The sequence below is a fragment of the Mesorhizobium sp. M1396 genome, from assembly GCF_040317725.1.
In the GTDB taxonomy this organism is placed as follows: Bacteria; Pseudomonadota; Alphaproteobacteria; order Rhizobiales; family Rhizobiaceae; genus Mesorhizobium.
Genome location: NZ_JAMYLA010000055.1, coordinates 1 through 23,238, shown reverse-complemented (window position 1 = coordinate 23,238; position 23,238 = coordinate 1). Strand labels below are relative to the sequence as shown.

The window sequence follows — 23,238 nt, the reverse complement described above, 5'->3', positions numbered from 1 at the left end:
AATGTTTAGGCCCGGACTTGGGAAAGAGTAACTAGCGTAAAACCGCTTCGTTGGTGTAGCGCTCCCAGCCTTTCGGGCCGAGATGCTCCTGCGGCATGAAGCGCATCTTATAATTCATCTTGCGCGAGCCGTTGACCCAGTAGCCGAGGTAGACATGGGGCAGGCCCATCGCCCTGGCGCGGGCGATGTGGTCGAGGATCATGAACGTGCCGAGCGACCGCTCCTCGAAATCGGGATTGAAGTAGGAATAGACCATCGACAGGCCGTCGGCCATCTTGTCGGTGAGCGCCACCGCGATCAGCTCGCCCTGTCCCTTGCCGGTGATGAACGTGTCGGGCCCGCGCCGCCGATACTCGATCACCTTGGTGTCGACATGGGTGTCCTCGACCATCATGGCATAGTCGAGCACCGTCATGTCGGACATGCCGCCACGGCGGTGGCGGGCATCGAGGTAGCTGCGGAACAGGGAATATTGTTCGGTCGAGGGCTCGGCATTGTGCATGTGGCCGACGAGGTCGGAATTGTGCTGCAGCACGCGTTTCATGTTGCGGCTGGCGACGAATTCCTGGGCGAGGATGCGTACCGAGACACAGGCGCGGCAGGTCTCGCATGCTGGCCTGTAGGCGATGTTCTGCGAGCGCCGGAAGCCGCCTTGCGTCAACAGGTCGTTCATCTCCGCGGCCTTGTCGCCGACCAGATGCGTGAACACCTTGCGCTCGAACTGGCCGTCGAGATAGGGGCACGGCGATGGCGCGGTCAGGAAGAACTGCGGCGACTGGGTCGGATGCTGCGTCATCGAGCCTTGGAAACACTCCTTCGAATCGCTCTACCTTTGGCGCGGACGGCGAAAAATTCAACAGGATTGTGAGGGCGTGGTCGACTCGACGCCTTCACATTTGCGCTTAATCGATTGCGACTGCTCTTCAGAGGGCCGTTTCAGCGGTCGGTGCGGCTGACGACGGTACCAAGCAAAAGGTCGTGCAAGGTGCGCTTGCGGTCGGAAAACAGCGTCACTAGCAGCACCAGCGGCGACAGGATGACGTTGCCGGCCCAGAACAGCACCGAATGGACGACCGCGGTGAGACCGTCGATCGGCCTGCCGTCGAGCCGGTCGAGCCGGATGCCCATCAACTTCATGCCCGTGGTGGCCTGGTCGGCGCTGCCCAGCGTATTCCAGATGTAGAGGATGGCAACGGCCGGCACCAGGATGCCGAACAGCATCCAGCCAAGGCCGAGCGTCAAAAGCCCGAGGAAGAACACCAGTATGGCAAACGGAATGGTAAGCAGCGCGACAATGATATAGTCGATCACGAAGGCCAGGATACGCTTCGTGCGCACGCCGTCATAGGCCCTGACATCGTCGAGCCTGCTGGTGATGATTTCGCCGTCGAGAACGCGCGCGTTCATGTCATTTCCTCGTAATAGGGGCCAGGCATAGGGTGCGGGCCGCTCACCAATGAAATGGTGAAGACTTGTAGCGGAATCAAGATCGGGCTTTTTGCGGCGCGCAAGCTCATTCGGCGTCAGATGCAATCCGAATTGGTTGAATTTGCGGTGCGGATGGCATTAGCTTGCTGCGGCGCAACAAAGCGCTCAGGGGCGGGGGAACGGGGCAATATGGATTACGACATGCTGGTCATCGGCAGCGGCCCCTCCGGCCGCCGCGCCGCGGTGCAGTCGGCCAAGCTCGGCAAATCGGTTCTGGTGGTCGACCGCGGCCGGCGCCTGGGCGGTGTCTCCGTGCATACCGGCACCATTCCGTCGAAAACACTGCGTGAAACGGTGCTCAACCTGTCCGGCTGGCGCGAGCGTGGCTTTTACGGGCGCGGCTACCGGGTCAAGCAGGATATCTCGGTCGGCGATCTGGTCGAGCGCCTCCACAAGACGCTCGACCACGAGGTCGAGGTGCTGCAGCACCAGTTCATGCGCAACACGGTCAAGAGCGCCCGCGCCGCGGTAAAATTTCTCAGCCCCAACAAGGTCAGCCTGACCACCGACACAGGCGATTACAGTGAGGTCGGTTTTGCCAATGCACTGATCGCGGTTGGCACAAGGCCGCACCGGCCAAGTGAAGTGCCTTTCGACAAGGCCCGCGTCTTCGACAGCGACGAGATGCTGGAGCTTGACCGCTTGCCGCGCACGCTGACGGTGATCGGCGCCGGCGTCATCGGCGTCGAATACGCGACGATCTTTTCCGCGCTCGATGTGCCGGTGACCTTGGTCGAGCCGCGCAGCTCCATCCTCGATTTCGTCGACCGCGAGATCGTCGATGATTTCATCCACCAGATGCGCGATCGCGGCATGACCATCCGGCTTGGCAGCGCGGTGAAGGAAATCCGCTCCAAGCCGGACGCTGCCGAGGTGGAACTGGCCGATGGCCGCACCATCCGTTCCGAGGTCGTGCTCTACGCCGCCGGCCGCACCGGCAATGTCGGCAGCCTTGGTCTGGATATCGTCGGTATCGAGGCCGACTCCAGGGGGCGTATCAAGGTCGATTCGCAATCCTTCCAGACCAGCGTGCCCAACATCTATGCCGCCGGCGACGTCATCGGCTTTCCGAGCCTAGCCTCGACTTCGATGGAGCAGGGCAGGGTGGCGGCCTGCCATGCTTTCGGCGTGCCCTTGCCGCCGCCGCCGGAGACCTTTCCATACGGCATCTACGCAGTGCCGGAAATTTCGACGGTCGGCCAGTCCGAGGAACAAGTGCGCGAGAGCGGTGCGGCTTATGAGGTCGGCGTGGCGCGTTTTCGCGAGACCTCGCGCGGCCACATCATGGGCGTCAACACCGGCTTCCTGAAGCTGTTGTTCTCGATCGAGACGCGCCGCCTGCTCGGAGCGCATATCGTCGGCGAGGGCGCCACCGAACTCATTCACATCGGCCAGGCGGTGATCAATCTCGGCGGCACGGTCGACTTTTTTGTCAACAACACCTTCAACTATCCGACGCTCGCCGAAGCCTACAAGATCGCCGGGCTGGATGCCTGGAACAGGATGGGACGGGCGTAAGCAACCTCCATTCGGCGGCAGGTGTATGTACCCACCGGCGCGGCCCGGCGGCGAGTGGCGGCACACCGGCCCCTTGTGTAGCCAGGATCGTGGACACTTGGGCAGCACTATCGGCGGGGATGGCCCGGATGGCGACCGCCCGCTGATCGAGACCCGCAATCGTTTTCGAGGGCCCATCAGCCTGCCTTCGCCACCGCCGCCGATTTCGCCAGCCACTGCCTGACGATTGCCGCGTCGGCGCTGCCGAATTCGTGACCCGATGGGACAATCCGGGCATCGATCTCGGCGCCGTGCTTGCTGAGGAGCGTGACGAGTGCCGGCGCGAAGGGCGCGTAGGTGAGATCCGCGGCACCGGCGATGATCAGCACCCGCGCCTTTGACAGATCCGCCGCCGGCACGTCATCGAGCACCGGCATCGGCCGCAGCAGTGCGGCGCGTTCGACTAGGCCGGGATGCAGCAGCATCAGGCTCGAAACCAGATTGGCGCCGTTCGAATAGCCAAGGAAATTCGTGCGGGAAAGGTCGAGATGGTGGCGCGTGGCCGCGTCGGTGACGAAGCCCGCAAAGGCATCGGTCTCGGTGCGGATGCTGTGCTGCTCGAATTGGGTCGGCGTGATGCGTGCGAACCAGCGGAAACCATCATCCTGGACAATGCGGCCGCGCACCGCGATCAGCATCGCACGCGGCGCGATCTCTCTTGCCAGCGGTACCAATGTCGTCTCGTCGACACCCGACCCATGCAGCAGGAAGAAGCATTCGCCGGTAGAATCCGCCGGGCAGTAAAGGCGGTAGCGGAAGGCAAGATCACGCTGTAACGCACCATCCTGTGAGGTCTCTCCAGTCATGGCCTCATCCTTTTGATTTCATGGTGACTTCGGTCAGTTTGCCGGCTTCAAAACGCAATATTTTCAAGCTCCGCGAAAGTTGATTGAACCGGGCGCATTACAGTCCGTTTCCTCGCCGATAACATTCTCCGGGAGGAATCGATGCGGTGCGCCGGGGGTCGCATTGCCGGTATGAACAACCAGCTTTGAGGCCTTTTTTCCGATGACCACCCAGATTTCCCCGGACCGCCATATGCGTGTCCCAGACCGCGATTCGCGTGTGCCGGATCGCGCTGAGCGCATCTCGGAGCGCGACACGCGTATCGATGTGTTCCGCGCTCTCGCGCTGCTGACCATTTTCGTCGATCATGTGCCGGGTACCGCTTTCGAGTATCTGACTTACAAGAATTTCGGCTTTTCGGATGCGGCCGAGGTCTTCGTTCTGATATCCGGCATGGCGGTCGCGCTTGCCTATGGCAAGAAATTCCAGCCTGGAAACCGGCTGCTGGCGACGTTGAAGATGTGGCGCCGCGCCGGTGTGCTCTATACCGCCCACATCGTCACCACCATGGTGGTGATGGCGATCTTCTGCGCGGCGGCGGTGTTCGCCAGGCGACCGGAGCTGTTGACGATGATCAACATCGAGCCGTTGATCAAGAATGCGCCGCAAGTGCTGATCGGCATCGTGACGCTTGGCCACCAGCTCGGCTACAACAACATCCTGCCGGTTTATGCGGTGCTGCTCTTGCTGGCGCCGGTCTTCCTGCTCTGCGTCAGCTATCGGCCGGTCTTGGCGCTGGTCGCATCCGGCGCGCTGTGGCTGGTCGCGGGGATTTACCAGATCGCTCCGGCGAACTATCCGGAGCCCGGCTTCTGGTTCCTCAACCCGCTGTCGTGGCAGTTCCTTTTCAACATCGGCCTGGCAGGCACGCTGCATGTGCGTCGCGGTGGCACAATTCCGGTCAATCGCTGGCTGGTCGGCGCTGCCTTGGCTTACACTTTTGTGGCGCTGGTCTGGGTGCACAGCCCGCTCTGGGGCCATATCTCCTGGTTTGGCCTGCCCCCGGTGCTGACCGGCTTCGACAAGACCTTCCTGTCACTGCCGAGGCTGCTTCATATTTTGGCTGTGAGCTACCTGATCGTTGCGTTCCCGGTCGTTTCGAACCTTTTCCGCACCGGCCGCGATCATCCGCTTGCCATATTGGGCAAACGATCGCTGCCGGTTTTCATTGCCGGCACGGTGCTTGCAATGGCGGCGCAGGTGCTGAAGCTGATCAATCCGGGCGGATTTGCCTATGACAGCCTGCTGATATCAGCCGGCATCGCCATGCAGTTCGCGCTTGCCTACTATCTCGAATGGATTTCGGGCCTTGGCTGGTCCGGCAAAAGCAGGCCGGTTCGCAACGCGGCACCGCCCGTCCATCCGTCCTTCGGTATGTCGATGGCGGCAAGAATGGGCCGGTGATGGGGCTCGAGGCGTCAGGCGGGTGAGGGGCCGGATGAGGCCCGCACCACGAGGTCGACCGGCAGCAATCGCCGGCTGAACGAGCCGTCATTTTCAAGGATCGCCTTGACGGCAAGGCGGCCCATCTCGGCGATCGGCTGGACGATTGTGGTCAGGGGCGGCTTGGAAACCGCTCCTTCCGGGACGCCGTCGAAGCCGACGATCGAAACGTCGCCCGGCACCGTGATGTCATGCTGCCGCAGCCAGTCCAGCGCATGGAGTGCGATCCTGTCCGACATGGCCAGGATGGCGGTCGGTGTCTCGGCGCCGGCGAAAATATGATCGAGGCCGGCCCACACACTCTCCTCGTTGTTTTCCGTCTCGTAGATCGGCACACGCGAGACGTCGATGTCGACGCGCGAGAGTTCCGCGAAGTAGCCACGCAGGCGGTCGCGCGTCCCGGAATAGAGGGCCTTCTCCATCTGCTCCTGCGTGGTCGGACCAAAGCCGGAATCGGCGCATGGCAGGGCAAGCACGGCAAAGCGGCGATGCCCGAGCTCGGTCAGATGGCGCGCCGCCAGGCTTGCCCCGGCGATATTGTCCACGCCGATCGCCGCGACCGCCTCGTCGTCGTCTGAATCGAGATCGAGTGCGACAAAGGGGAGTTTGCGGTCGCGCGCCAGTTCGACCAGCTTTGAACCGCCCTCGACGCAGAAGACGATGAAGCCATCGACAAGCGCACTCTGGATGTTCCAGGCGAGCTGTTCGCTGTTGGCGGCCGAGACCAGCGAGATCCCCGCGCCGGTGGCGTCACAAGCCTGCGAGATGCTGGCCATCATCACGCGGGCGAAAGGGTCGTCGAAGAAATACGACAACGGTTCCGCGGTGGCGACACCGATGGCGTTGACCTTGCCGGCGCGCAGCAGCCGACCCTTGGGGTCGGGTCCGCCATATCCCATCGCCTCGGCTGCCGCCTTGACCCGTTCGCGAACCTCCTCGCGCACGATCTCCGGGCGGGCAAACACATTGGACGCGGTGCCGTGCGACACGCCGGCCGCTTTTGCAATGTCCGCCAGCCGAACCGGTCTTGTCTTTGCAGAGGTCAATGGCGCCATCTTCGTCTCCTGACTCCATCCCATCTAACACTTTCGTTGGATCGGTTCAAATTTTGGCTTGATAAGCAGGCCAGGCGAGGTGTATGTTTGAATCGATCCAAATGAATGACTCTGCTGCTCGATTGGATCGATTCAATCCCCAGGGAGACGTATCATGCATCCCGTCAATTTTCTATTCGAAGACATCTACCGCAACGACTGGAGCGTCTCGTCAAGCGCCGCGACGCGGAGGCGCCGTGGCAAGGCCAGCCCATGGGTTCGCGAGCCGCGGTTCCTCGTGGAGCGCAAGTGGAGCTGATCGGCGCTGCATTTTCGTGGCGACGGATTGGATCGATTCAAGTTTTGAAAGGAGTGCACATCATGCATCCCGTGAGCTATCTGTTCGAAGACATCTATCGCAACTACTGGGGCATCGCGCCGGCCTCCGAGCGGCCGGAGGGGCGTCGGTTGGCGAGGCTGCGGCGGCGCAATCGCGAATTGCTCATCCAACCCGGGCGCCGGCAGGACTAACCGCATCACAGAACGACGTTTGACGGGCGCAGGCTCGGGTATCGGGCAGGCGCCGAGAGGCGTCAGGAACGCGCCCGCACCAGCGCCGAGGCAGCGATCGCCAGCCAGCCGGCGATGAGCAAGGTGCCGCCGATCGGCGCCGACAGCGGGAACAGCCGTGAGCCGAGGAAATCGCGGGCCAGCAGATCGCCGCAGAACAACAGAAGCCCGATCAGCAGGACCAAGCTGCCGGTGCGCAGGATCCGGTTCGGCCCAAGCAATCCGGCGGCAAGGAAGACCGGCGCATGCATGAGCAGGAAGGAAGCGGCGGTGCCGACGAAGGCACCGCCCAGATGCGCCGCCGCGGCTGACAGCGCCACGCCGGCGGCACCGCAGAGGCCGCCGGCCAGGACGAGGATACGGCCGCTGTTGACGGAAGATTGCTCGGCCATGTCCAGGGCTCCGTGAGATCAGAGAGATACGCCAACCCCGTCAGGGCTTGCCGACGTTGGCGAGCATGTCCTGCTCGCGGCGTGACTGCGCCAGCCAGTTATACACCGCGCCGCCCGCCATCAAGACGGATGTGCCCAGAAACACCGAGCGCATGCCGAAATGGCCGCCGGCAAAGCCGCCCAGCAAGGGGCCGGCGACCTGCCCGACATATTGGGCGGAGATCGACAGCCCGAGCACATTGCCGCCGACACCGTCGGGAACATTGTGGCGGATGACGCTGGTGATGCAGGGCAACAGCCCGCCCAGCGCCAGGCCCATCAGGAAGCGCAGGCCGATGAGTTGCCAGCTCTGCGTCACGACGGCCTGCGGGATCAGCAGCAGCGCCGAGACGGCAAGCGCGCCGATGACGACGTTCCAGTGACCGATGCGGTCGGCGAGCTTGCCAAGACGCGAAGCCGACAGGATGGCGCCAAGCGCGGCCGCCGACATGACGACGCCTGAGATCAGCGTCACGCGGCTCTGGTCTTCGATGAGCTGCTGCACATAAACGGTGATGATCGGCTCGATCGACATGGTGGCGAAACTCAACAGCATGCCAGTCGCCAGCATGGCGATAACAGGACGCTTGTCCTGTATTTGTGCCCAGCCGCCTTTCGGCTTCCGCTTCGCAGCCGCATCTGCTGTTTTCGGCCGGGGATTTTCCTTGATCAGAAAGGTGGTCGCCAGGAACGCCAGGAAGATGACGCCGCCGGACAAGAGGAAGGTGGCGCGGATGCCGATCAGCGGAGGCAGGGCGCCGCCAACCAGCGGGCCGACCAGTGCACCACCGGTGATGCCGGCCGACAGCAGGCCCAGCGCCCAGCCGGAACGCTCCTTTGGTGTCTGCATGGCGACGAGGATGGTCGATCCCGAGGAATAGCCGCCGGCAAAACCGATCAGCAGCCGAAGCAGCACCAGTTGCCAGACCGTCTGCACCATGCCCGTTAGGGACATGCATATGGCCATGCCGAAGCTGGCGCGTACCAGCATCACCTTGCGGCCATAGCGGTCGCCGAGACGTCCCCAGAGTGGCGCCACCAGTGCCGCCGCGAAGAAGGTCGCTCCATAGGCGATCCCCGACCATTGCACGATCGCCGCGTGGCCCTCGGCGCCGAGCTGCTCGATATAGAGCGGCAGGAACGGCAGGAGCAGCGTCATGGCGACAAGCGTCGAAAACGAACCGGCAAAACACACGAACAGATTGCGCCGCCAGTGGATGTTGTAGGTGCTGTCGGTCGCCGGAGGCGTGTCCTGCATGTCATATGTCCTGTCCGGGCAACGCCGAACCGCGGGTTGCTGCGGATACCAATTTGGGATACCAAGATGGTACCCGTCATGGACGCAAGCCTGGCCGCTGTCAATGCAACCCTGTCAAACGTGAACGGGAAACGCAGTCGGCAAGCCCCGCAAACGGTTCAAAGCCGTAACGGCCCGAAAATGGAAACGACAATGTCGCAGATGCAGAGCGTCGAAAAACAGCTTCGACAAATGATTCTGGGCCTCGAGCTCGGTCCTGGCGAGAAGCTGACCGAGCGCTGGATCGAAAGCCGCTTCGGCGCGTCGCGAACCCCGGTCAGGGCAGCACTTCTACGGCTAGAGACCGAGGGCCTTGTCGGCAGGGACGGACGTGGCTGGACGGTGTCGCCCATCAACTTGGCCGAGCTCGAGCAGATCGCCGTCTACAGGGAGGCGGTCGAGGTTGCGGCAGTTCGCCTGACATGCGGCTTGGCGGACCGCAGCGCCGTCGATGTCATCGAGGCGATGCTCGAATCCTGCGACAAGGACACGCCGCGCGAGGAATGGCATCGTGTCGGCATGGATTTTCACATCGAACTGGCGCGCCTGTCGGGCAACGAATTCCTGTTCCGGGCTGTCCGCGATGCGATGACGCGTCTGTCGCGGGCGCGCTGGCTGGAGGTTCGCGACGAAGCGGCCCTCAACCGCGCCTGGGCCGAACATCGCGCCATTCTGGCGGCGGCACGCCTCGGCGATGCCGATGAAGCCGCCCGCCTGCTTTCGGGCCACATTGTCGGCAGCCGCGACCGGCTGGTGACGTCGCTCGCCAACGATCGCCGTGGGCTTCGCGCCAGAGGCTTTGCCGTCGTCGCCGGTTAAAGCGCCTACAGGGCACGGGTCGCTCAAAAGGCGGCGTCTCGCCCTACGCGCACTTTCGGCCTCGCTTCACAGACGCCGATGGCGTAAGGAGCGGCGATGGAAAACAACCGATTTGAAACACCTGTGACTGTGAAGTCAGTCGCGGCGGGAAGCACTCAGCTCTTGCGGACGGCGCGTGAGGCTTCCGACTACCTCCTCAACAGCTGGCCCGGCAAGCGCAGCCCCAAGCATCGCGCTGCCTTGCAGGCTTGCCATGACGCGCTGGCCGGCGACAAGCCGGCCATGAACGCCAGGCGCGCCTTCATCGCGGCAGCACGCGAAGTGGACGTCTTTGTCAGCGACAAGGCGCCCGCCTGACAGAAGCCGGCCATCTGGGCGGCGATCTGGAGTGAGGCATGGCCCGCATCGGCGGGCCTTTTGCCGTCACTTTGCCGTTTCGGTTTCGCCTTCGGTGTCGTCCTCGGGCTTCGAACGTTCCCTCGCCGCAACCTTGGCCGCCTGCTTCTCGGCCTTCTTGGCCGCTTTCTGGCGGTCGCGTTCCTTGCGTTCCTGATCGTAATTTGGTGGTCGCGCCATATCGGCTCCTTTTCACTGCTGGACCGGTTCGTCGTTTCACGGAAACGCAGAATCGCTCCATCTCTTTGTTTGACGCAATCCCCTAGGGAAAGCGCTACGCGCTTTTCCCGGGAAAACCGTTTCACACTTTTCCTGGAATTGCTTTTAGCGGCTCTGACCCTGCCTAGGAGCATTAGCCGTCAAACACAACAGCTGAAGCGATAGTGCCGGCCGTTGGCGTCGATGATGGTCCGGGGCTTGCAAGATGCGCGGCACAATGGTGTAGGGGGAGCCGGGGCGCTGAGATGGCGCGATCTGCCGTTTGTTTTGATAGTGAATTATGGCCACCATACAACGAACGACGGCAAGGGTTTTCTACTATGCGCGAAACGTCTTGCGCGATATCGCACCGCAGGCTCTCTTCCGTTGGAGGTTGGCGGGCCGTCTCGAACGGGCCAGGCTCTCGGATGAAGCGGTGCGGCGGCGGCTGAATTACTATAACGAGCTGCAGGACGCGTTTTCGCCCAGCCCGGCGGCGGTGCGTCTCGACAATTTGCCCCCCACGCCGACCATGTACTATTACGACCTCAGGGAGTTCGCCCGCTATTTTGACCCGGCGTTGCTCGTCGACGTCGAATTCGGCGACGTCATCGAGGTGCCGAAGGTGCCGACGCTCGTCAAGGATCGGCCGATCCGCGCCGACAACGGCGATGCGGTCATCATGAAATTCAACAAGTTCCGGCACTTCCACATGCCGGCCGACGCAATTGCCTTCGCCGACAAGCGCCCGGTGGTGGTCTGGCGCGGCGATCTCAACAATCCGAAACGGACGAGGTTCCTGGACGCCGTGCGCGATCTGCCGTTCTGCGACGCCGGGTCACACAAGTCGTACGCGCCGGCTGAGTACAGCAAGCCTTTTCTCAGCATCAGCCAACAGCTGCGTTACCGCTACATCGTCTCGCTCGAAGGCAACGACGTTGCGACCAACCTCAAATGGATCCTGAATTCGAATTCACTCTGCCTGATGCCGTCGCCGACATACGAGACATGGTTCGCGGAAAAGCAACTTGAGGCTGGTGTCCACTATGTGCCGCTCGAAGCGGATTTCTCCAACCTTGCGGAACGCGTGGCATATTTCGAGCGGCATCCGGCCGAGGCGGAACGCATTATCGCCGCGGCCAACGCCTATTGCCGCCAATTCTCCAACGAGCAGGCCGAAGAGGCGATTTCCCTGCTCGTCCTCTACAAATACTTTGTCCTCAGCGGCCAGATCGACCCTGATCCCGAGGTCTGGCGATTTATCCAGGGTTAATGCATGTCGCCCAAAAGTGGTCCCGGTTTTGGGAGAACGACATGCATGAAAACGAAGATCTAAAGCGCGGTGCCTCAAGCGCGACGCGCTTTAGGACGTCGCGTGCCTCGGCGCCCGCTCGTCAGATGCCGCTGCGGTCAAGAACCAGATCGGCGGGGCCGAAGCGGTCCTTTGCCGTCAGCTGCTGGTGCCAGTAGGGATAGAGCAAAGGCGGCCGGCTGACCGCGTCGAGGCGACCGCGTTCCTCGCCGGTGAGCACCAGGCTTGCCGCCGCGATGTTGTCCCTGAACTGCGTTTCGGTCCTGCCGCCGATCACCAGCGAGGAGACCGCAGGTCGGCCGAGCAGCCAGGCCAATGCCACCTGCGCCGCCGAAACGCCGCGCTGCGTGCCGATCTCGACAAGCACGTCGACGATCCGCCACAGCCGGTCCTCGTCGCGGATCGGCGGTTCGGACCAGCCGGCGAGCTGGCGGGCGGTGGGGCTGTCGCGGCGGTATTTGCCGGACAGCAATCCGCCGGCAAGCGGGCTCCAGACCAGAACGCCTAGCCCCTGGTCGACGGAAATCGGCAGCAATTCATATTCCGCCTCGCGCGCTTCCAGCGTGTAGTGGATCTGCTGGGTGACGAAGCGTGGCTGGTGATGGCTGTCGCTGATGCCGAGCGCCTTCATCACCTGCCAGCCGGAATAGTTGGAACAGCCGACATAGCGGATCTTGCCCTGGGCAACCAGCGTGTCGAGCGCGGCGATGGTTTCCTCCAGCGGTGTCACGCCATCCCATTCGTGCAGGAAGTAGATGTCGATGACGTCGGTCTTGAGCCGCTTCAGGCTCTTCTCGCATTCGCGGATCAGGTGATGACGCGACAGGCCTTCATCGTTCGGACCGTTGCCGATCCGCATCCGCGCCTTGGAGGCGATCAGCACGTCGCCCTTGCGCTTGCCGCCGAGCGCTTCGCCGATGATCTCTTCCGAAATGCCGTTCGAATAGACATTGGCGGTGTCGATGACGTTGATGCCGGCATCGATGCAGAGATCGATCATCCGGCGCGCCTCGTCGAGATCGGTCTTGCCGACAGCCGAAAACACGCCGGCGCCGCCGAAAGTCATCGTGCCCATGGTCAGCGTCGAAACCTTCAGGCCGGAACGGCCGAGAGTGCGGTATTCCATGTCAGCCCTCGCTATTGCATTGGGGAAGGGGCGTTGGGGAAGGCCGCCCCGAATGTGGCCGCTATTTGTAGGACAATTTGAGCGGTTTGTCGCCATGCCAAGACAACGGATCCATCATGCCTCACGGGATTTGCAGCGGCGACGTCATGTTCCAGGCTGCAATAAAACCGTCATTGCCGGCCTATATTGAAGTCGGCTCAGGTGTTGGCGCTCCGAGACGTAAGCCAGGGGTTTGGGGCGCCGGACGTGGATCGACAGGGCTTGCAGGTGGAGCAGCTGATATGACCGAGCTAAAACAGAATTCCCCAGCCAGGGACTGGCTTGAGGCCGAGCTCGCCGACACGCTCGACGAGGACTATGAGCTCGAAATGTCGGAGCCGGCGCTGTCGATGGAGATCGCCAAGATCTACAAGAACGCGCATCCGCCTTCGATCGATCGCATGCAGTATTTTCGCGACCTGATCACCTTGCAGTCCGAACTGATCAAGCTGCAGTCCTGGGTCGCCTACCACAAGAAGAAGCTGGTGGTGATCTTCGAGGGGCGCGATTCGGCCGGCAAGGGCGGCGTCATCAAGCGCATCACCCAGCGGCTCAATCCGCGCATCTGCCGTGTCGTGGCACTGCCGGCGCCGACCGAACGCGAGAAGTCGCAATGGTATTTCCAGCGCTATGTCCCGCATTTGCCGGCCGGCGGCGAAATCGTGCTGTTCGACCGCTCCTGGTACAATCGCTCGGGCGTCGAACGGGTGATGGGCTTTGCCCAGCCCGATCAGGTGGAAGAATTCTTCCGCGACGTGCCGGAGTTCGAGCGCATGCTGGTCCGCTCGGGCATCACCGTGGTCAAATACTGGTTCTCGATCACCGACGAGGAACAGCAGATGCGCTTCCTGATGCGCATCCACGATCCGATGAAGCAGTGGAAACTGTCGCCGATGGACCTGCAGTCGCGCGTCCGCTGGGAACAGTACACCAAGGCCAAGGAAGAGACCTTCATCCGCACCAACATCCCGGAAGCCCCTTGGTTCATCGTCGAAGGCAACGACAAGAAGCGGGCGCGACTGAACTGCATCGATCACCTGCTCAAGCAGATGCCGTATGAAGAGGTGCCGCACGAGGAGATCACGCTGCCGGAGCGCGTCTTCAACCCCGAATACGAGCGCCAGACCCTGCCGCGCGAGCTCTACGTGCCGGAGAAGTACTGAAGATTCTCCCTTCTCCCCGTCACTATACGGGGAGAAGGTGCCGGCAGGCGGATCAGGGGCGGCGCTGACTTAGACAGTTGAACTCGGTGAAATCGCTGCATGGGCGAAACTTATTCTGCCCCCATATTGCCATCGGTGGCATTCTCGGCAACACAATATTCGACCGGTTGCGCCGCCCATTCATTGCCCTGCCGGGCATTTCTCCCCGTATAGTGACGGGGAGAAAGGGGCCTGCACCGAAGCTTTCGCCACCTAAGCCCGTTTGATAACCACGAGGCTCAAGCACGCTTGATGACGACGTGCGTGGCGAGCGGCGTCGCAACCTGCTCGCTGCAGACATAGCCGAGCTTGACCATGTCGAGGCCGGCAAAAAGGTTCTCGCCCGCGCCGAGCAGCACCGGCGCGATCGCCAGATGCATCTCGTCGATCAGCCTCTCCTGGAGATATTGCTGGATGGTGGCGACGCCGCCGCCCACCCGCACGTCCTTGCCGTCCGCCGCTGCTTTTGCCTGTTCAAGCGCCGAATGGATGCCGTCGGTGATGAAATAAAAGGTCGTGCCGCCCTCCATGACGATCGGTTCGCGCTTGTGGTGGGTCAGCACGAAAACCGGCACGTGATAGGGCGGGTTGTCGCCCCACCAGCCTTTCCAGCTATCGTCAGGCCATTCGCCGCGGATCGGCCCGAACATGTTGCGGCCGAGGATCCAGGCGCCGACATTCTCGAAGCTGCGCGCCGCGAAGTCCTCGTCAGTGCCGTCCGCGCCGCCTTCCTCGCCAAACATCTTGCGGAAGGTGCGGGTGCTAAAGGCCCATTTGTGCAGGGATTCCCCGCCGACACCGAGCGGATTTTGCAGGTCCTGATCAGGACCCGCGCCGTAGCCGTCAAGCGACAGGCTGAAAGCGTTGACACGTAGTTTGGACATGCGAGCCTCCTCGATAACCAGTTGTATTTTGCAAGCAGTTGTTTCGTAGCAGACTGATTGCGAATTGCAAGCGGTATTTTTAGAGCGACGATCGGACTGTCGGCTCTGAAGACAAGCCAGCAGCCTCGCCGGCGAGAACCCGCCGTTGCTGCCGCGCTAGTTACATGTGCGGAGAAGAAAGATCCGGCGAATCGGTTCGATCCGGCGCACTGCCATCAGAATATGCGCATAACAGATCGTTCGATATCGGCCTTCAACATGGGATTGAGGCTGTCGCGGGTGATGATATCGATCTCCGCTGACATCTTCTCTTCAAGAAATTGCTTGATGCCGACCAGATCGATCAGCGAAAAGCGCCTTCCAGGATCATAATCGATGAAGAGGTCGAGATCGCTGTCGGCCCCTGCGTCGCCCGGCAAAGTCGATCCGAAGAGATAAAGCGAAGTCGCGCCCATGCCTTTGATGGCATCTGCATTTCTCTGCAATCGCTCTATGACCTCATTCCTGCTCATGAATTCATTCTAGCGGATTGCGCTAAAATTCCAAACGACCTGGTGGCCTATCCCTTCAGCATCATCGCCACTTCGGGGGCGAAATAGGTCAAAATGCCGTCGCAACCGGCGCGCTTGAAGGCGAGCAGCGATTCCAGCATCGCCTTCTCGCCGTCGATCCAGCCATTGGCGGCGGCGGCCTTGATCATCGAATATTCGCCCGACACCTGGTAGGCGAAGGTCGGCATCTGGAACTCGTCCTTCAGCCGCCGGATGATGTCGAGATAGGGCAGGCCCGGCTTGACCATCAGCATGTCGGCGCCCTCAGTGATATCCTGTTCGGCTTCGCGCACCGCCTCGTCGGAATTGGCATGGTCGATGTAATACGTCTTTTTGTCGCCCTTGAGCAGGCCGGCGGTGCCCACCGCTTCGCGATAGGGGCCGTAAAAGGCCGAGGCGAATTTGGTCGCATAGGACATGATCGCCACGTCCTGGAAACCGTTGGCGTCGAGCGCGTCGCGGATGGCGCCGATACGGCCGTCCATCATGTCGGATGGCGCGATGATGTCGGCGCCGGCCGCCGCCTGGATGACAGCCGCGGCGGTCACCTGTTCCACCGTCTCGTCGTTGACGATGATGCCGTCGCGCAGGATGCCGTCATGACCATGGCTGGTGAACGGGTCGAGCGCGGCGTCGGTGATGATGCCGATTTCCGGCACCGCGTCCTTGATCGCGCGGGTGGCGCGGTTGATGACGTTGTCGGGGTCGAGAATGTGCGAGCCGGTCTGGTCGCGCAGCGAAATGTCGACATTCGGGAAGGTGGCGAGTGCGGGAATGCCGAGCTTTGCCGCGCGTTCGGCCTCCTTGACGGCGAGATCGATGGACAGGCGGAAGACACCCGGCATGGCGGCGATCGGCTCGCGCACGTTTTTGCCGTCGACGACGAAGATCGGCCAGATCAAATCGTCGACCGAGAGCCGGTTCTCCTGCACCAGACGGCGCGACCAGTCTGCCTTGCGCATGCGGCGCAGGCGGCGGCTGCCGGTGATGTCGTCGACGCTGCGAGCGCCGGCTGGCTTTGCGGGGGTGAATTTGTTCATCGCCAAAACTCCAGATCGGCGGCTTTTATCACGAGCCCTTGCCGCTGACCAATGCGATACGTTTGTGCCAGCAGTCCGTTCCAATTCTATTCCGGTTGGCCGTTGCCCGACAGGATCTGCGCCGCGCCTTTGACAGCAACGCGGAACGCCTCGTCGAAACTGACGCCGCGCACTTGCCACTGATATGTCTTGCCGGCCATCGCCAGCCGCCAGTCGGCGATCCAGCCCAACTCCTTGTCGCTCCACATGAGGCTGCCGCCCAAGACCTGGCGGCTGCCAGTACTTCTTGCAACACTGCCTAGCAGTTCGGGTGAGATAGGCCCCACCTCTTCGAAAGTGAGTCCGGCCTTGGCGAGCGTGGCCTTGTTCGGAACGACAATCGACATCGCCATGGGGTCAGCGGCCGATTGAAAAGACTCTATCATGTACGGATTTTCGTCCCCATCATTGGCAAGGACGAAATGTCGGCGCGAGTCGTCCACAGCCAGGATGACCGAGAGCGTCGGCCGTTCGGCCAGCCAGGGCTTGCTGCCGAGCGAAGCCAGAACCGGGTCGATCGTCGCCGGCGTGTACTGGCAAAAGAGATCGTGAGGCCTGTCATGGGTGCCCTGTTCGTCATGCACTGGAATGCCTTCCATGCGGTCGCGGTAACGGAAGCCGGTGACGAAGCTGCCGGCCTTGTCGCGCAGCGCTGTCAGCTCAGGTTTTGCCAGCAGACGCTGGTCGCCGGAAACCCGGACCAGGACCGCGTCGAGGCAGATCTTGAAACCTGCCTGGCGGTTTGGCTCGCCCTGGCCGGTGACGATGGTCTGGGATCTGTAGAGATCCTCGACATCGGCCGCCCTGGCCAGGCCATTGGCGGAGCAGATGGCCAGGAAGCCACCCAGAACAAAGGCAAGGCGCAAAAAGTGCGGCATGGCTCACCATCCGGTTCGAGGCTTGGCGGCCAATCTCTAACACCGAGTGCCGCTGGCGGCCAAGATCGTGCGAAGCTCAGTTCAAGCCTGCGATCTAGGAAGCGGCTGTCTGTGGGCAGGCCTCGCCCGCCGGTGTTCCTGACCATGCCCGCCGCTGGAAGGCCTTGGCGTGACAGCGCGGCAAGCGCCTTTCTCCCGCACCATTTGGCCGGGACGCAAAGGATGGCGTCTTTCCACTTCCGAGCCCAAACTGATACACGCCCGGCAGGGCTTGGCATTGACGCACCCATGCGCCACCCTTTAGCACTTCAATCCCGGCGGCGCGGGGGAGGGATTCTTTCACGATGGATTTTGGCGGAGGCGACGAGATCCGCTTCGAACATCTGGGCCGGGCCGGCGTCGTCACCTTGACGCGGCCGCTGGCGCTCAATGCCTTGACGCACCGCATGATCAGGGCGCTCGACGTTGCCCTTTCCGCCTGGGAGACCGACCAGGGCGTCGATGTCGTCGTCGTCAAGGCCGAGGGCAGGGCCTTTTCGGCCGGCGGCGACATCCTGCACGTCTATGAGGCCGGCCGGGCGGGAAAACCGCCGGTCGAGTTCTTCGCCGACGAATACCGGCTCAACGCCCGCATAAACAGCTTCAACAAACCCTATGTCGCCCTGATCGACGGCATCGTCATGGGCGGTGGCGTTGGCATTTCCTTCCACGGCTCTCACCGGGTGATGACCGAGAATGCCCAGTTCGCCATGCCGGAGGTCGGCATCGGCTTTTTCCCCGATGTCGGCGCCAGCCACCTGCTATCCGATCTCGGCGGCTCCTTCGGCATGTATCTGGCGCTGACCGGCAATCGCATCCGCTATGGCGATGCGCTGTGGTCGGGGCTGGCCACCCACGCCATCAAGGCCGAGGACCAGGGCGGCTTCCTCGACCGGCTGACGCTGACCGGCGACCCGGAATCGGTACTGCGCGGCTTCTTCGTTCAGGCAAGGCGAGAGACCGACAGGCCGACGCTGGAGGCGATCGTTCGCCATTTTTCACAACCATCCCTCAAACGCGTCATCGACAGCCTGGAGCGCGCCGCGGACGCCGACGAGTTCGCCGCAAAGACGCTGGCCACGATCCGCACCCGCTCGCCGACCAGCCTGCACGTCGCCTGGCGCCAGATCAGTGCCGGGCTGACACTGTCCATGGACGCTTGCATGAAGATGGAGTTTCGCATCCTCAACCGCATGCTTCTCGGCCATGATTTCTACGAAGGCATCCGCGCCGCCATGATCGACAAGGGCTCAAAACCGCAATGGCGTCCGGCGAGCCTCGATGCGGTCAGCGAGGCGGATGTCGACGCCTATTTCGCTCCGCTGGGCGAACGGGAGCTCTTGATATGAGCGAGGTGACCTCGAGACGCGTCGTGCTGCAGCCCTCCGGGGTGGAGGTGATTTTCGCCTGGTTCCAGCGGGTCATCGCCGGTTACTGCCTGCTGTTCGGCATTCTCTACTGGATCAAGCTGATCGGCTTCTATCCGGGCTCGCTGTGGCGTTTCGACCTGATGCCCGTGCACTGGCAGGTGGCCGCGGTGGTGCTCGCCGTGTTTTTTCCCTTCGCGGCTGCCGGCCTGTGGATGCTGGCGTCATGGGGGCCGGTGATCTGGTTCATTTGCGCGGTGACCGAGACGGTCATGTATGCCGGCTTTCCCGAGCTTTTCGGGCATCGCCTGCTGATTGTCGTCTCGCATGCAGCGGTGGCGGTGCTCTACATTGTCTTCCGCGTCGTCATCTACCTGCAGAAGCGCCCTGTCCGCCACTAAGCCCTTGAGCACATTGGCGACCCGGCGGCTGCATGAATTCAGCCGCGAAATCATTGCCGAAATCTTTAGGTTAATTGTCCTTGCTCGGGTGACCGTTCGTTAAGGCTCTTTCGAAACCTATTACCGGTAAGCTCTTGTTAGCCCTAGCGTTTAAGTCGAATTTTATGAGTATTCGATAGTGTCGCGATCAAGGTGAAAAACAAAAAATCACCAGGGCGACAAACGAGAGGCAAAGACAATGATCAATTCGCGTCCGGCGGCGAAGACCGCCAACGTATCCGACGATCGCCGCGAGGCTATCCGTTCCCTGTACATGGAATCGCTGCAGCTTGTTGAGCGGCTGCACCGCCGCCTGCTTGATGTGATCAAGGACGAATTCGACCGCAACGGCCGTTCCGACATCAATGCCATCCAGGCGCTGCTGCTGTTCAACATCGGCAATTCCGAGCTGACCGCCGGCGAGCTGCGCTCGCGCGGCTACTATCTCGGCTCCAACGTCTCCTACAATCTGAAGAAGCTGGTCGATCTCGGCTTCATCAACCACCAGCGCTCGCGCATCGACCGCCGTTCGGTCCGCGTCTCGCTGACGCCGAAGGGCAACGAGGTGGCGGAGGTCGTCGCCGGTCTCTACGAGCGCCATGTCGGCTCGATCGAGCAGGTCGGCGGCATCAACACCGACGAGTTCAAGCAGATGAATCGTGCCCTGCAGCGGCTCGACCGCTTCTGGAACGACACCATCGCCTACCGGATGTAGGACATCCGGCGCGTCGGATACGGCCCGCGCCACAGAAGCGCGGCCGAAATATCGACCTTCAGTCAGGGCCGGTGCCGAAAAGCATCGGTCCGTTTCTTTTCGGAATGCCGGCCGGTCGGATTTGGGAGCAAGGCCACGTTGCCGCCATATTCCAATGGAACCGAGAGTGGCAGTGATGCTGTGGTGAAGACCATGCGTTCACCCGCAATCCGTATCGCGCCCGTGCGTTGTCACGCCAAGGGGATACGGACCATGGTTGGCTAATTGTTAAGATTGCCAATTTTAGAGTGCGGGCGAGATCGCCCGGTGATCAACGCAGCAAGTGATCGAACTGCTACAAATGTCTGGAATGTCTATGAGAACCAGCCGTCGTTTTTTCCTCTCCGGAGCCTCCGCGCTCGCAGCCGCGATGGTTGCCGGCGGCGCCAATGCGCAGGATGTGATCGGTGATATCCTGAAGTCCTCGGCGCGCGGCAATTGGGACGATCAGTTCGACGCCCGCGCCAGCGAGGGCGGCAAGGTGGCCTCGACGCTGCCGATCTTCAGCCTGCAGACCGTCGCCTTCACGGAGCAGGCGGTCGCGCAATATCAGAACATCGTCGGGCAGGGCGGCTGGGTAGAGGTTCCCGCGACCAAGAAACTGCAGCTTGGCGTCGATGATCCCGATGTGGTGCCGTTGCGCAAGCGGTTGATGGTTTCCGGCGACCTGGCACAAGGCGCCGGCATTTCGACGGCCTTCGATTCCTATGTCGACTCGGCGGTCAAGCGTTTCCAGTTGCGTCACGGCCTGCCTGCCGACGGTGCGCTCGGCAAATACACGTACGCGGCGATGAACGTTTCGGCGCAGATCCGGCTTGGCCAGTTGCAGACCAATCTGCAGCGGCTGCGCGAAAAGGCCGGCACGTTGGGCAACCGCTACGTGCTGGTCGACATTCCGGCGGCACAGATCGAAGCCGTCGAGAACGACCGCGTCGTGCTTCGCCACACCGCCATCGTCGGCAAGATCGATCGCCAGACGCCGATCGTCAATTCCAAGATCAACGAGATCATCGTCAACCCGTACTGGAACGCGCCGGTCTCGATCGTGCGCAAGGACATCATTCCGCTGATGCGGAAGAATCCCGATTACCTGAAGGACAGCCACATCCGCCTGTTCGCGCCGGACGGCAGCGAGGTCGATCCTCTCAATGTCGACTGGTCGACCGACGATGCCGCCAAATATCGCTTCCGCCAGGACCCGGGTGCGGGCAACGCGATGGCTTCGGTCAAGATCAACTTCCCGAGCCCCGACGGCGTCTATATGCACGACACCCCGCAGCAGAGCCTATTCGGCAAGATGATGCGTTTCGATTCCTCGGGCTGCGTTCGCGTGCAGAATGTGCGCGACCTCGTCACCTGGATCCTGCGCGACACGCCCGGCTGGGACCGCCAGCATTTCGAGGCGGCGATCAAGACCGGCGAAAACACGCCGGTCCAGGTCACCAACCCGGTGCCGGTCCACTTCCTCTATCTTTCGGCCTGGTCGACTGGTCCGGGCGTCGTGCAGTTCCGTGACGACGTCTACGCGCTCGACGGCGCCAACGAGCTGCAGATCACGTCGTCGCTTTAAGCAGCTGATTTTTTTAAAAAAAGGCCGCCGTTCAGGGCAGCCGTTCAGGGCGGCCTTTTCGTTGCTCGGGTCCCGCTGCGCTTTTCGCGGGATGAAGCGGATGAGGCTCGCGCTGAGGCCCGCGAATCCTGAAGGCTGGAGCTGGAATTGCGGCTCGCCGGCATCGAGGCCGAGCGCGCAGCCGTGCGTGACATGTTTCGCGTCGGCGAGATCAACGACCATACGTCGCGGGCGCTGTTTACCGAGATCACGCTCACCGAGGCCTTGCTGAAAGGTCGCAAGGCGAGGAAATAGCCCCCTGTTGCCTCGCTGGCGCAATCCGACCAGCAAATTTCGCGCCGCAAACGTGGCGGGGCGAAAACAACTGTGTTAATGGCCCGGCAAATGCAAGTCGCCCAAAAGTGTGCAGCGGTTTTGGGACAACGACTTGCATAAATCAAAAATTGCCCCCGAACCCCGAGGATTTCAGCCCATGGCAACAGCAGCGGCAGTGTCGAACAAGTTCGAATCTTTCTTCGAAACCACGCTGGAAGATGCCGATCCGGAGATTTTCGGCGCCATCCGCAACGAACTCGGCCGCCAGCGCCACGAGATCGAGCTGATCGCCTCGGAAAACATCGTCTCGCGCGCCGTACTGGAAGCGCAGGGCTCGATCATGACCAACAAATATGCCGAGGGCTATCCGGGAAAGCGCTATTATGGCGGCTGCCAGTTTGTCGACGTGGCCGAGGAACTGGCGATCGAGCGCGCCAAGAAGCTGTTCGGCTGCAACTTCGCCAACGTCCAGCCGAATTCCGGCAGCCAGATGAACCAGGCAGTGTTCCTGGCGCTCTTGCAGCCCGGCGACACCTTCATGGGCCTCGACCTCAATTCCGGCGGTCACCTGACCCACGGCTCGCCGGTCAACATGAGCGGCAAATGGTTCAAGGTCGTATCCTACGGCGTGCGCAAGGACGACCATCTGCTCGACATGGACGCCATCGAGAAGACCGCGCATGAGACCAAGCCGAAGCTGATCCTGGCCGGCGGCACCGCCTATTCGCGCGTCTGGGACTGGAAGCGTTTTCGCGAGATCGCCGATGCGGTCGGCGCCTATCTGATGGTCGACATGGCGCATATCGCTGGCCTAGTCGCCGGCGGCGTGCATCCGTCGCCGCTGCCGCACGCGCATGTCGTGACGACCACGACGCACAAGTCGCTGCGCGGCCCGCGCGGCGGGATGATCCTGTGCAATGACGAGGACATCGCCAAGAAGATGAATTCGGCGGTGTTCCCCGGCCTGCAGGGCGGGCCGCTGATGCATGTCATCGCCGCCAAGGCGGTGGCCTTCGGCGAAGCGCTGAAGCCGAGCTTCAAGGTTTATGCCGAAAGCGTCGCCGCCAACGCCAAGGCGCTTGCATCCAGTCTCAAGGAAACCGGTCTCGACATCGTCTCCGGCGGCACCGACAACCATCTGATGCTGGTTGACCTCCGGCCCAAGAACGCCACCGGCAAGCGCGCCGAGGCGGCACTCGGCCGCGCCAACATCACCTGCAACAAGAACGGCATTCCGTTCGACCCGGAAAAGCCTTTCGTCACCTCGGGCGTGCGTCTCGGCACCCCGGCCGGCACCACGCGCGGCTTCGGCCAGGCAGAGTTCCGCGAGATCGGCAAGCTGATCGCCGAAGTGCTGGATGGTCTCAAGGTCGCCAATTCCGACGAGGGAAATGCCGCTGTCGAAGCGGCGGTCAAGGCCAAGGTCGTGGCGCTGACCGACCGTTTCCCGCTCTATCCCTATCTCGGTTGACGCGATAGGAGGTCTCATCGTCTTGCCGCCCCCCCAACCCCCCTGGCGGCAACGCCCGTGGCTGCGCCACGAGCCGTGATGATAAGAATTTTTAGTGTCGCCGACCATGGCCTCGGTGGGGGTGTGGACGCC

The 23,238-nt window shown here is 62.1% G+C and carries 24 protein-coding genes and 1 pseudogene; 13 read left to right on the top strand and 12 right to left on the bottom strand.

Annotated elements, in window-relative coordinates; genetic code table 11:
* Positions 1-31: 31 nt before the first annotated feature.
* Both NKH02_RS27920 and NKH02_RS27915 read right to left on the bottom strand, forming a co-directional pair.
* A complete protein-coding gene (locus tag NKH02_RS27920) occupies positions 32-796 on the bottom strand; it encodes an arginyltransferase (protein ID WP_352872835.1) in 765 nt (254 codons plus the stop codon).
* 140 nt (positions 797-936) lie between these two features.
* On the bottom strand, positions 937-1,407 hold the full coding sequence (locus tag NKH02_RS27915) for an RDD family protein (protein WP_352882927.1): 471 nt from the start codon (positions 1,405-1,407) through the stop codon (positions 937-939).
* A gap of 210 nt (positions 1,408-1,617) precedes the next feature.
* On the opposite strand from NKH02_RS27915, the gene sthA reads away from it, so the two are divergent.
* Positions 1,618-3,006 carry a Si-specific NAD(P)(+) transhydrogenase gene (gene sthA / locus NKH02_RS27910; protein ID WP_352882926.1) on the top strand — a complete coding sequence of 463 codons (1,389 nt, stop codon included), beginning with the start codon at positions 1,618-1,620 and terminating at the stop codon, positions 3,004-3,006.
* A 176-nt stretch (positions 3,007-3,182) separates the two neighbouring features.
* On the opposite strand, the gene NKH02_RS27905 is transcribed toward sthA, so the two are convergent.
* Positions 3,183-3,851 (bottom strand): alpha/beta hydrolase, encoded by a 669-nt coding sequence (locus NKH02_RS27905; RefSeq protein ID WP_352882925.1) that lies wholly within the window; start codon positions 3,849-3,851, stop codon positions 3,183-3,185.
* A 232-nt stretch (positions 3,852-4,083) separates the two neighbouring features.
* Here NKH02_RS27905 and NKH02_RS27900 point away from each other — a divergent pair, with 232 nt between their 5' ends.
* Positions 4,084-5,295 carry an OpgC family protein gene (locus tag NKH02_RS27900; protein ID WP_352882924.1) on the top strand — a complete coding sequence of 404 codons (1,212 nt, stop codon included), beginning with the start codon at positions 4,084-4,086 and terminating at the stop codon, positions 5,293-5,295.
* A 14-nt stretch (positions 5,296-5,309) separates the two neighbouring features.
* Here NKH02_RS27900 and NKH02_RS27895 read toward each other — a convergent pair whose 3' ends face one another.
* A complete protein-coding gene (locus NKH02_RS27895; RefSeq protein ID WP_352882923.1) occupies positions 5,310-6,389 on the bottom strand; it encodes a LacI family DNA-binding transcriptional regulator in 1,080 nt (359 codons plus the stop codon).
* A 105-nt stretch (positions 6,390-6,494) separates the two neighbouring features.
* Here NKH02_RS27895 and NKH02_RS27890 point away from each other — a divergent pair, with 105 nt between their 5' ends.
* Complete coding sequence (locus tag NKH02_RS27890; protein ID WP_352882922.1) at positions 6,495-6,899, top strand: hypothetical protein; 405 nt, start codon at positions 6,495-6,497, stop codon at positions 6,897-6,899.
* Between the two features lie 62 nt (positions 6,900-6,961).
* Here the strand turns inward: NKH02_RS27890 and NKH02_RS27885 are convergent, their stop codons facing one another.
* Positions 6,962-7,330 carry a DUF423 domain-containing protein gene (locus tag NKH02_RS27885; RefSeq protein WP_352882921.1) on the bottom strand — a complete coding sequence of 123 codons (369 nt, stop codon included), beginning with the start codon at positions 7,328-7,330 and terminating at the stop codon, positions 6,962-6,964.
* A gap of 40 nt (positions 7,331-7,370) precedes the next feature.
* Entirely contained in the window at positions 7,371-8,627 is a 1,257-nt protein-coding gene (locus NKH02_RS27880; protein WP_352882920.1) for a multidrug efflux MFS transporter, read from the bottom strand.
* 192 nt (positions 8,628-8,819) lie between these two features.
* Between NKH02_RS27880 and NKH02_RS27875 the strand changes: the two genes are divergently transcribed.
* Both NKH02_RS27875 and NKH02_RS27870 read left to right on the top strand, forming a co-directional pair.
* Positions 8,820-9,485 (top strand): GntR family transcriptional regulator, encoded by a 666-nt coding sequence (locus NKH02_RS27875; RefSeq protein ID WP_352882919.1) that lies wholly within the window; start codon positions 8,820-8,822, stop codon positions 9,483-9,485.
* A gap of 123 nt (positions 9,486-9,608) precedes the next feature.
* A complete protein-coding gene (locus NKH02_RS27870; RefSeq protein WP_244506945.1) occupies positions 9,609-9,842 on the top strand; it encodes a DUF982 domain-containing protein in 234 nt (77 codons plus the stop codon).
* 66 nt (positions 9,843-9,908) lie between these two features.
* Here the strand turns inward: NKH02_RS27870 and NKH02_RS27865 are convergent, their stop codons facing one another.
* A complete protein-coding gene (locus tag NKH02_RS27865) occupies positions 9,909-10,061 on the bottom strand; it encodes a hypothetical protein (protein WP_352872849.1) in 153 nt (50 codons plus the stop codon).
* A 319-nt stretch (positions 10,062-10,380) separates the two neighbouring features.
* Here NKH02_RS27865 and NKH02_RS27860 point away from each other — a divergent pair, with 319 nt between their 5' ends.
* The gene (locus NKH02_RS27860; RefSeq protein WP_352882917.1) at positions 10,381-11,352 is read left to right on the top strand and encodes a glycosyl transferase family 90; all 972 of its coding nucleotides are present in this window, start codon (positions 10,381-10,383) and stop codon (positions 11,350-11,352) included.
* Between the two features lie 121 nt (positions 11,353-11,473).
* On the opposite strand, the gene NKH02_RS27855 is transcribed toward NKH02_RS27860, so the two are convergent.
* Entirely contained in the window at positions 11,474-12,517 is a 1,044-nt protein-coding gene (locus tag NKH02_RS27855; protein ID WP_352882915.1) for an aldo/keto reductase, read from the bottom strand.
* 281 nt (positions 12,518-12,798) lie between these two features.
* Between NKH02_RS27855 and ppk2 the strand changes: the two genes are divergently transcribed.
* Positions 12,799-13,719, top strand: coding sequence for a polyphosphate kinase 2 (ppk2, locus tag NKH02_RS27850; RefSeq protein ID WP_352882914.1), 921 nt, complete (start codon positions 12,799-12,801; stop codon positions 13,717-13,719).
* A gap of 278 nt (positions 13,720-13,997) precedes the next feature.
* Here ppk2 and NKH02_RS27845 read toward each other — a convergent pair whose 3' ends face one another.
* The 4 genes from NKH02_RS27845 to NKH02_RS27830 all read right to left on the bottom strand — a co-directional run bounded on the left by NKH02_RS27845 (position 13,998) and on the right by NKH02_RS27830 (position 17,150).
* On the bottom strand, positions 13,998-14,642 hold the full coding sequence (locus tag NKH02_RS27845) for a dihydrofolate reductase family protein (RefSeq protein ID WP_352882913.1): 645 nt from the start codon (positions 14,640-14,642) through the stop codon (positions 13,998-14,000).
* A gap of 215 nt (positions 14,643-14,857) precedes the next feature.
* Entirely contained in the window at positions 14,858-15,154 is a 297-nt protein-coding gene (locus tag NKH02_RS27840) for a nucleotidyltransferase family protein (RefSeq protein ID WP_352882912.1), read from the bottom strand.
* A gap of 47 nt (positions 15,155-15,201) precedes the next feature.
* Positions 15,202-16,233, bottom strand: a complete 1,032-nt coding sequence (gene hemB, locus NKH02_RS27835) for a porphobilinogen synthase (RefSeq protein WP_352872856.1) — start codon at positions 16,231-16,233, stop codon at positions 15,202-15,204.
* 86 nt (positions 16,234-16,319) lie between these two features.
* Positions 16,320-17,150 (bottom strand): DUF2066 domain-containing protein, encoded by an 831-nt coding sequence (locus NKH02_RS27830; RefSeq protein ID WP_352882911.1) that lies wholly within the window; start codon positions 17,148-17,150, stop codon positions 16,320-16,322.
* Positions 17,151-17,494: 344 nt separating this feature from the next.
* Here NKH02_RS27830 and NKH02_RS27825 point away from each other — a divergent pair, with 344 nt between their 5' ends.
* The 6 genes and pseudogenes from NKH02_RS27825 (at position 17,495) to glyA (ending at position 23,106) form a co-directional block, all read left to right on the top strand.
* On the top strand, positions 17,495-18,538 hold the full coding sequence (locus tag NKH02_RS27825) for an enoyl-CoA hydratase/isomerase family protein (protein WP_352882910.1): 1,044 nt from the start codon (positions 17,495-17,497) through the stop codon (positions 18,536-18,538).
* On the top strand, positions 18,535-18,957 hold the full coding sequence (locus NKH02_RS27820; RefSeq protein WP_352882909.1) for a DUF6163 family protein: 423 nt from the start codon (positions 18,535-18,537) through the stop codon (positions 18,955-18,957). Before NKH02_RS27825 ends, NKH02_RS27820 begins: the two co-directional genes overlap by 4 nt.
* Before the next feature lie 238 nt (positions 18,958-19,195).
* Positions 19,196-19,711 carry a transcriptional regulator LdtR gene (gene ldtR, locus NKH02_RS27815; RefSeq protein ID WP_008875359.1) on the top strand — a complete coding sequence of 172 codons (516 nt, stop codon included), beginning with the start codon at positions 19,196-19,198 and terminating at the stop codon, positions 19,709-19,711.
* 355 nt (positions 19,712-20,066) lie between these two features.
* A complete protein-coding gene (locus NKH02_RS27810; RefSeq protein WP_352872860.1) occupies positions 20,067-21,320 on the top strand; it encodes a L,D-transpeptidase family protein in 1,254 nt (417 codons plus the stop codon).
* 90 nt (positions 21,321-21,410) lie between these two features.
* Positions 21,411-21,614 (top strand): annotated as a pseudogene (locus tag NKH02_RS27805) (Na+/H+ antiporter); the annotation flags it as partial.
* Positions 21,615-21,792: 178 nt separating this feature from the next.
* Positions 21,793-23,106: a serine hydroxymethyltransferase gene (gene glyA / locus NKH02_RS27800; RefSeq protein ID WP_352882908.1), complete on the top strand. Its 1,314-nt coding sequence runs from the start codon at positions 21,793-21,795 to the stop codon at positions 23,104-23,106.
* Positions 23,107-23,238 lie beyond the last annotated feature (132 nt).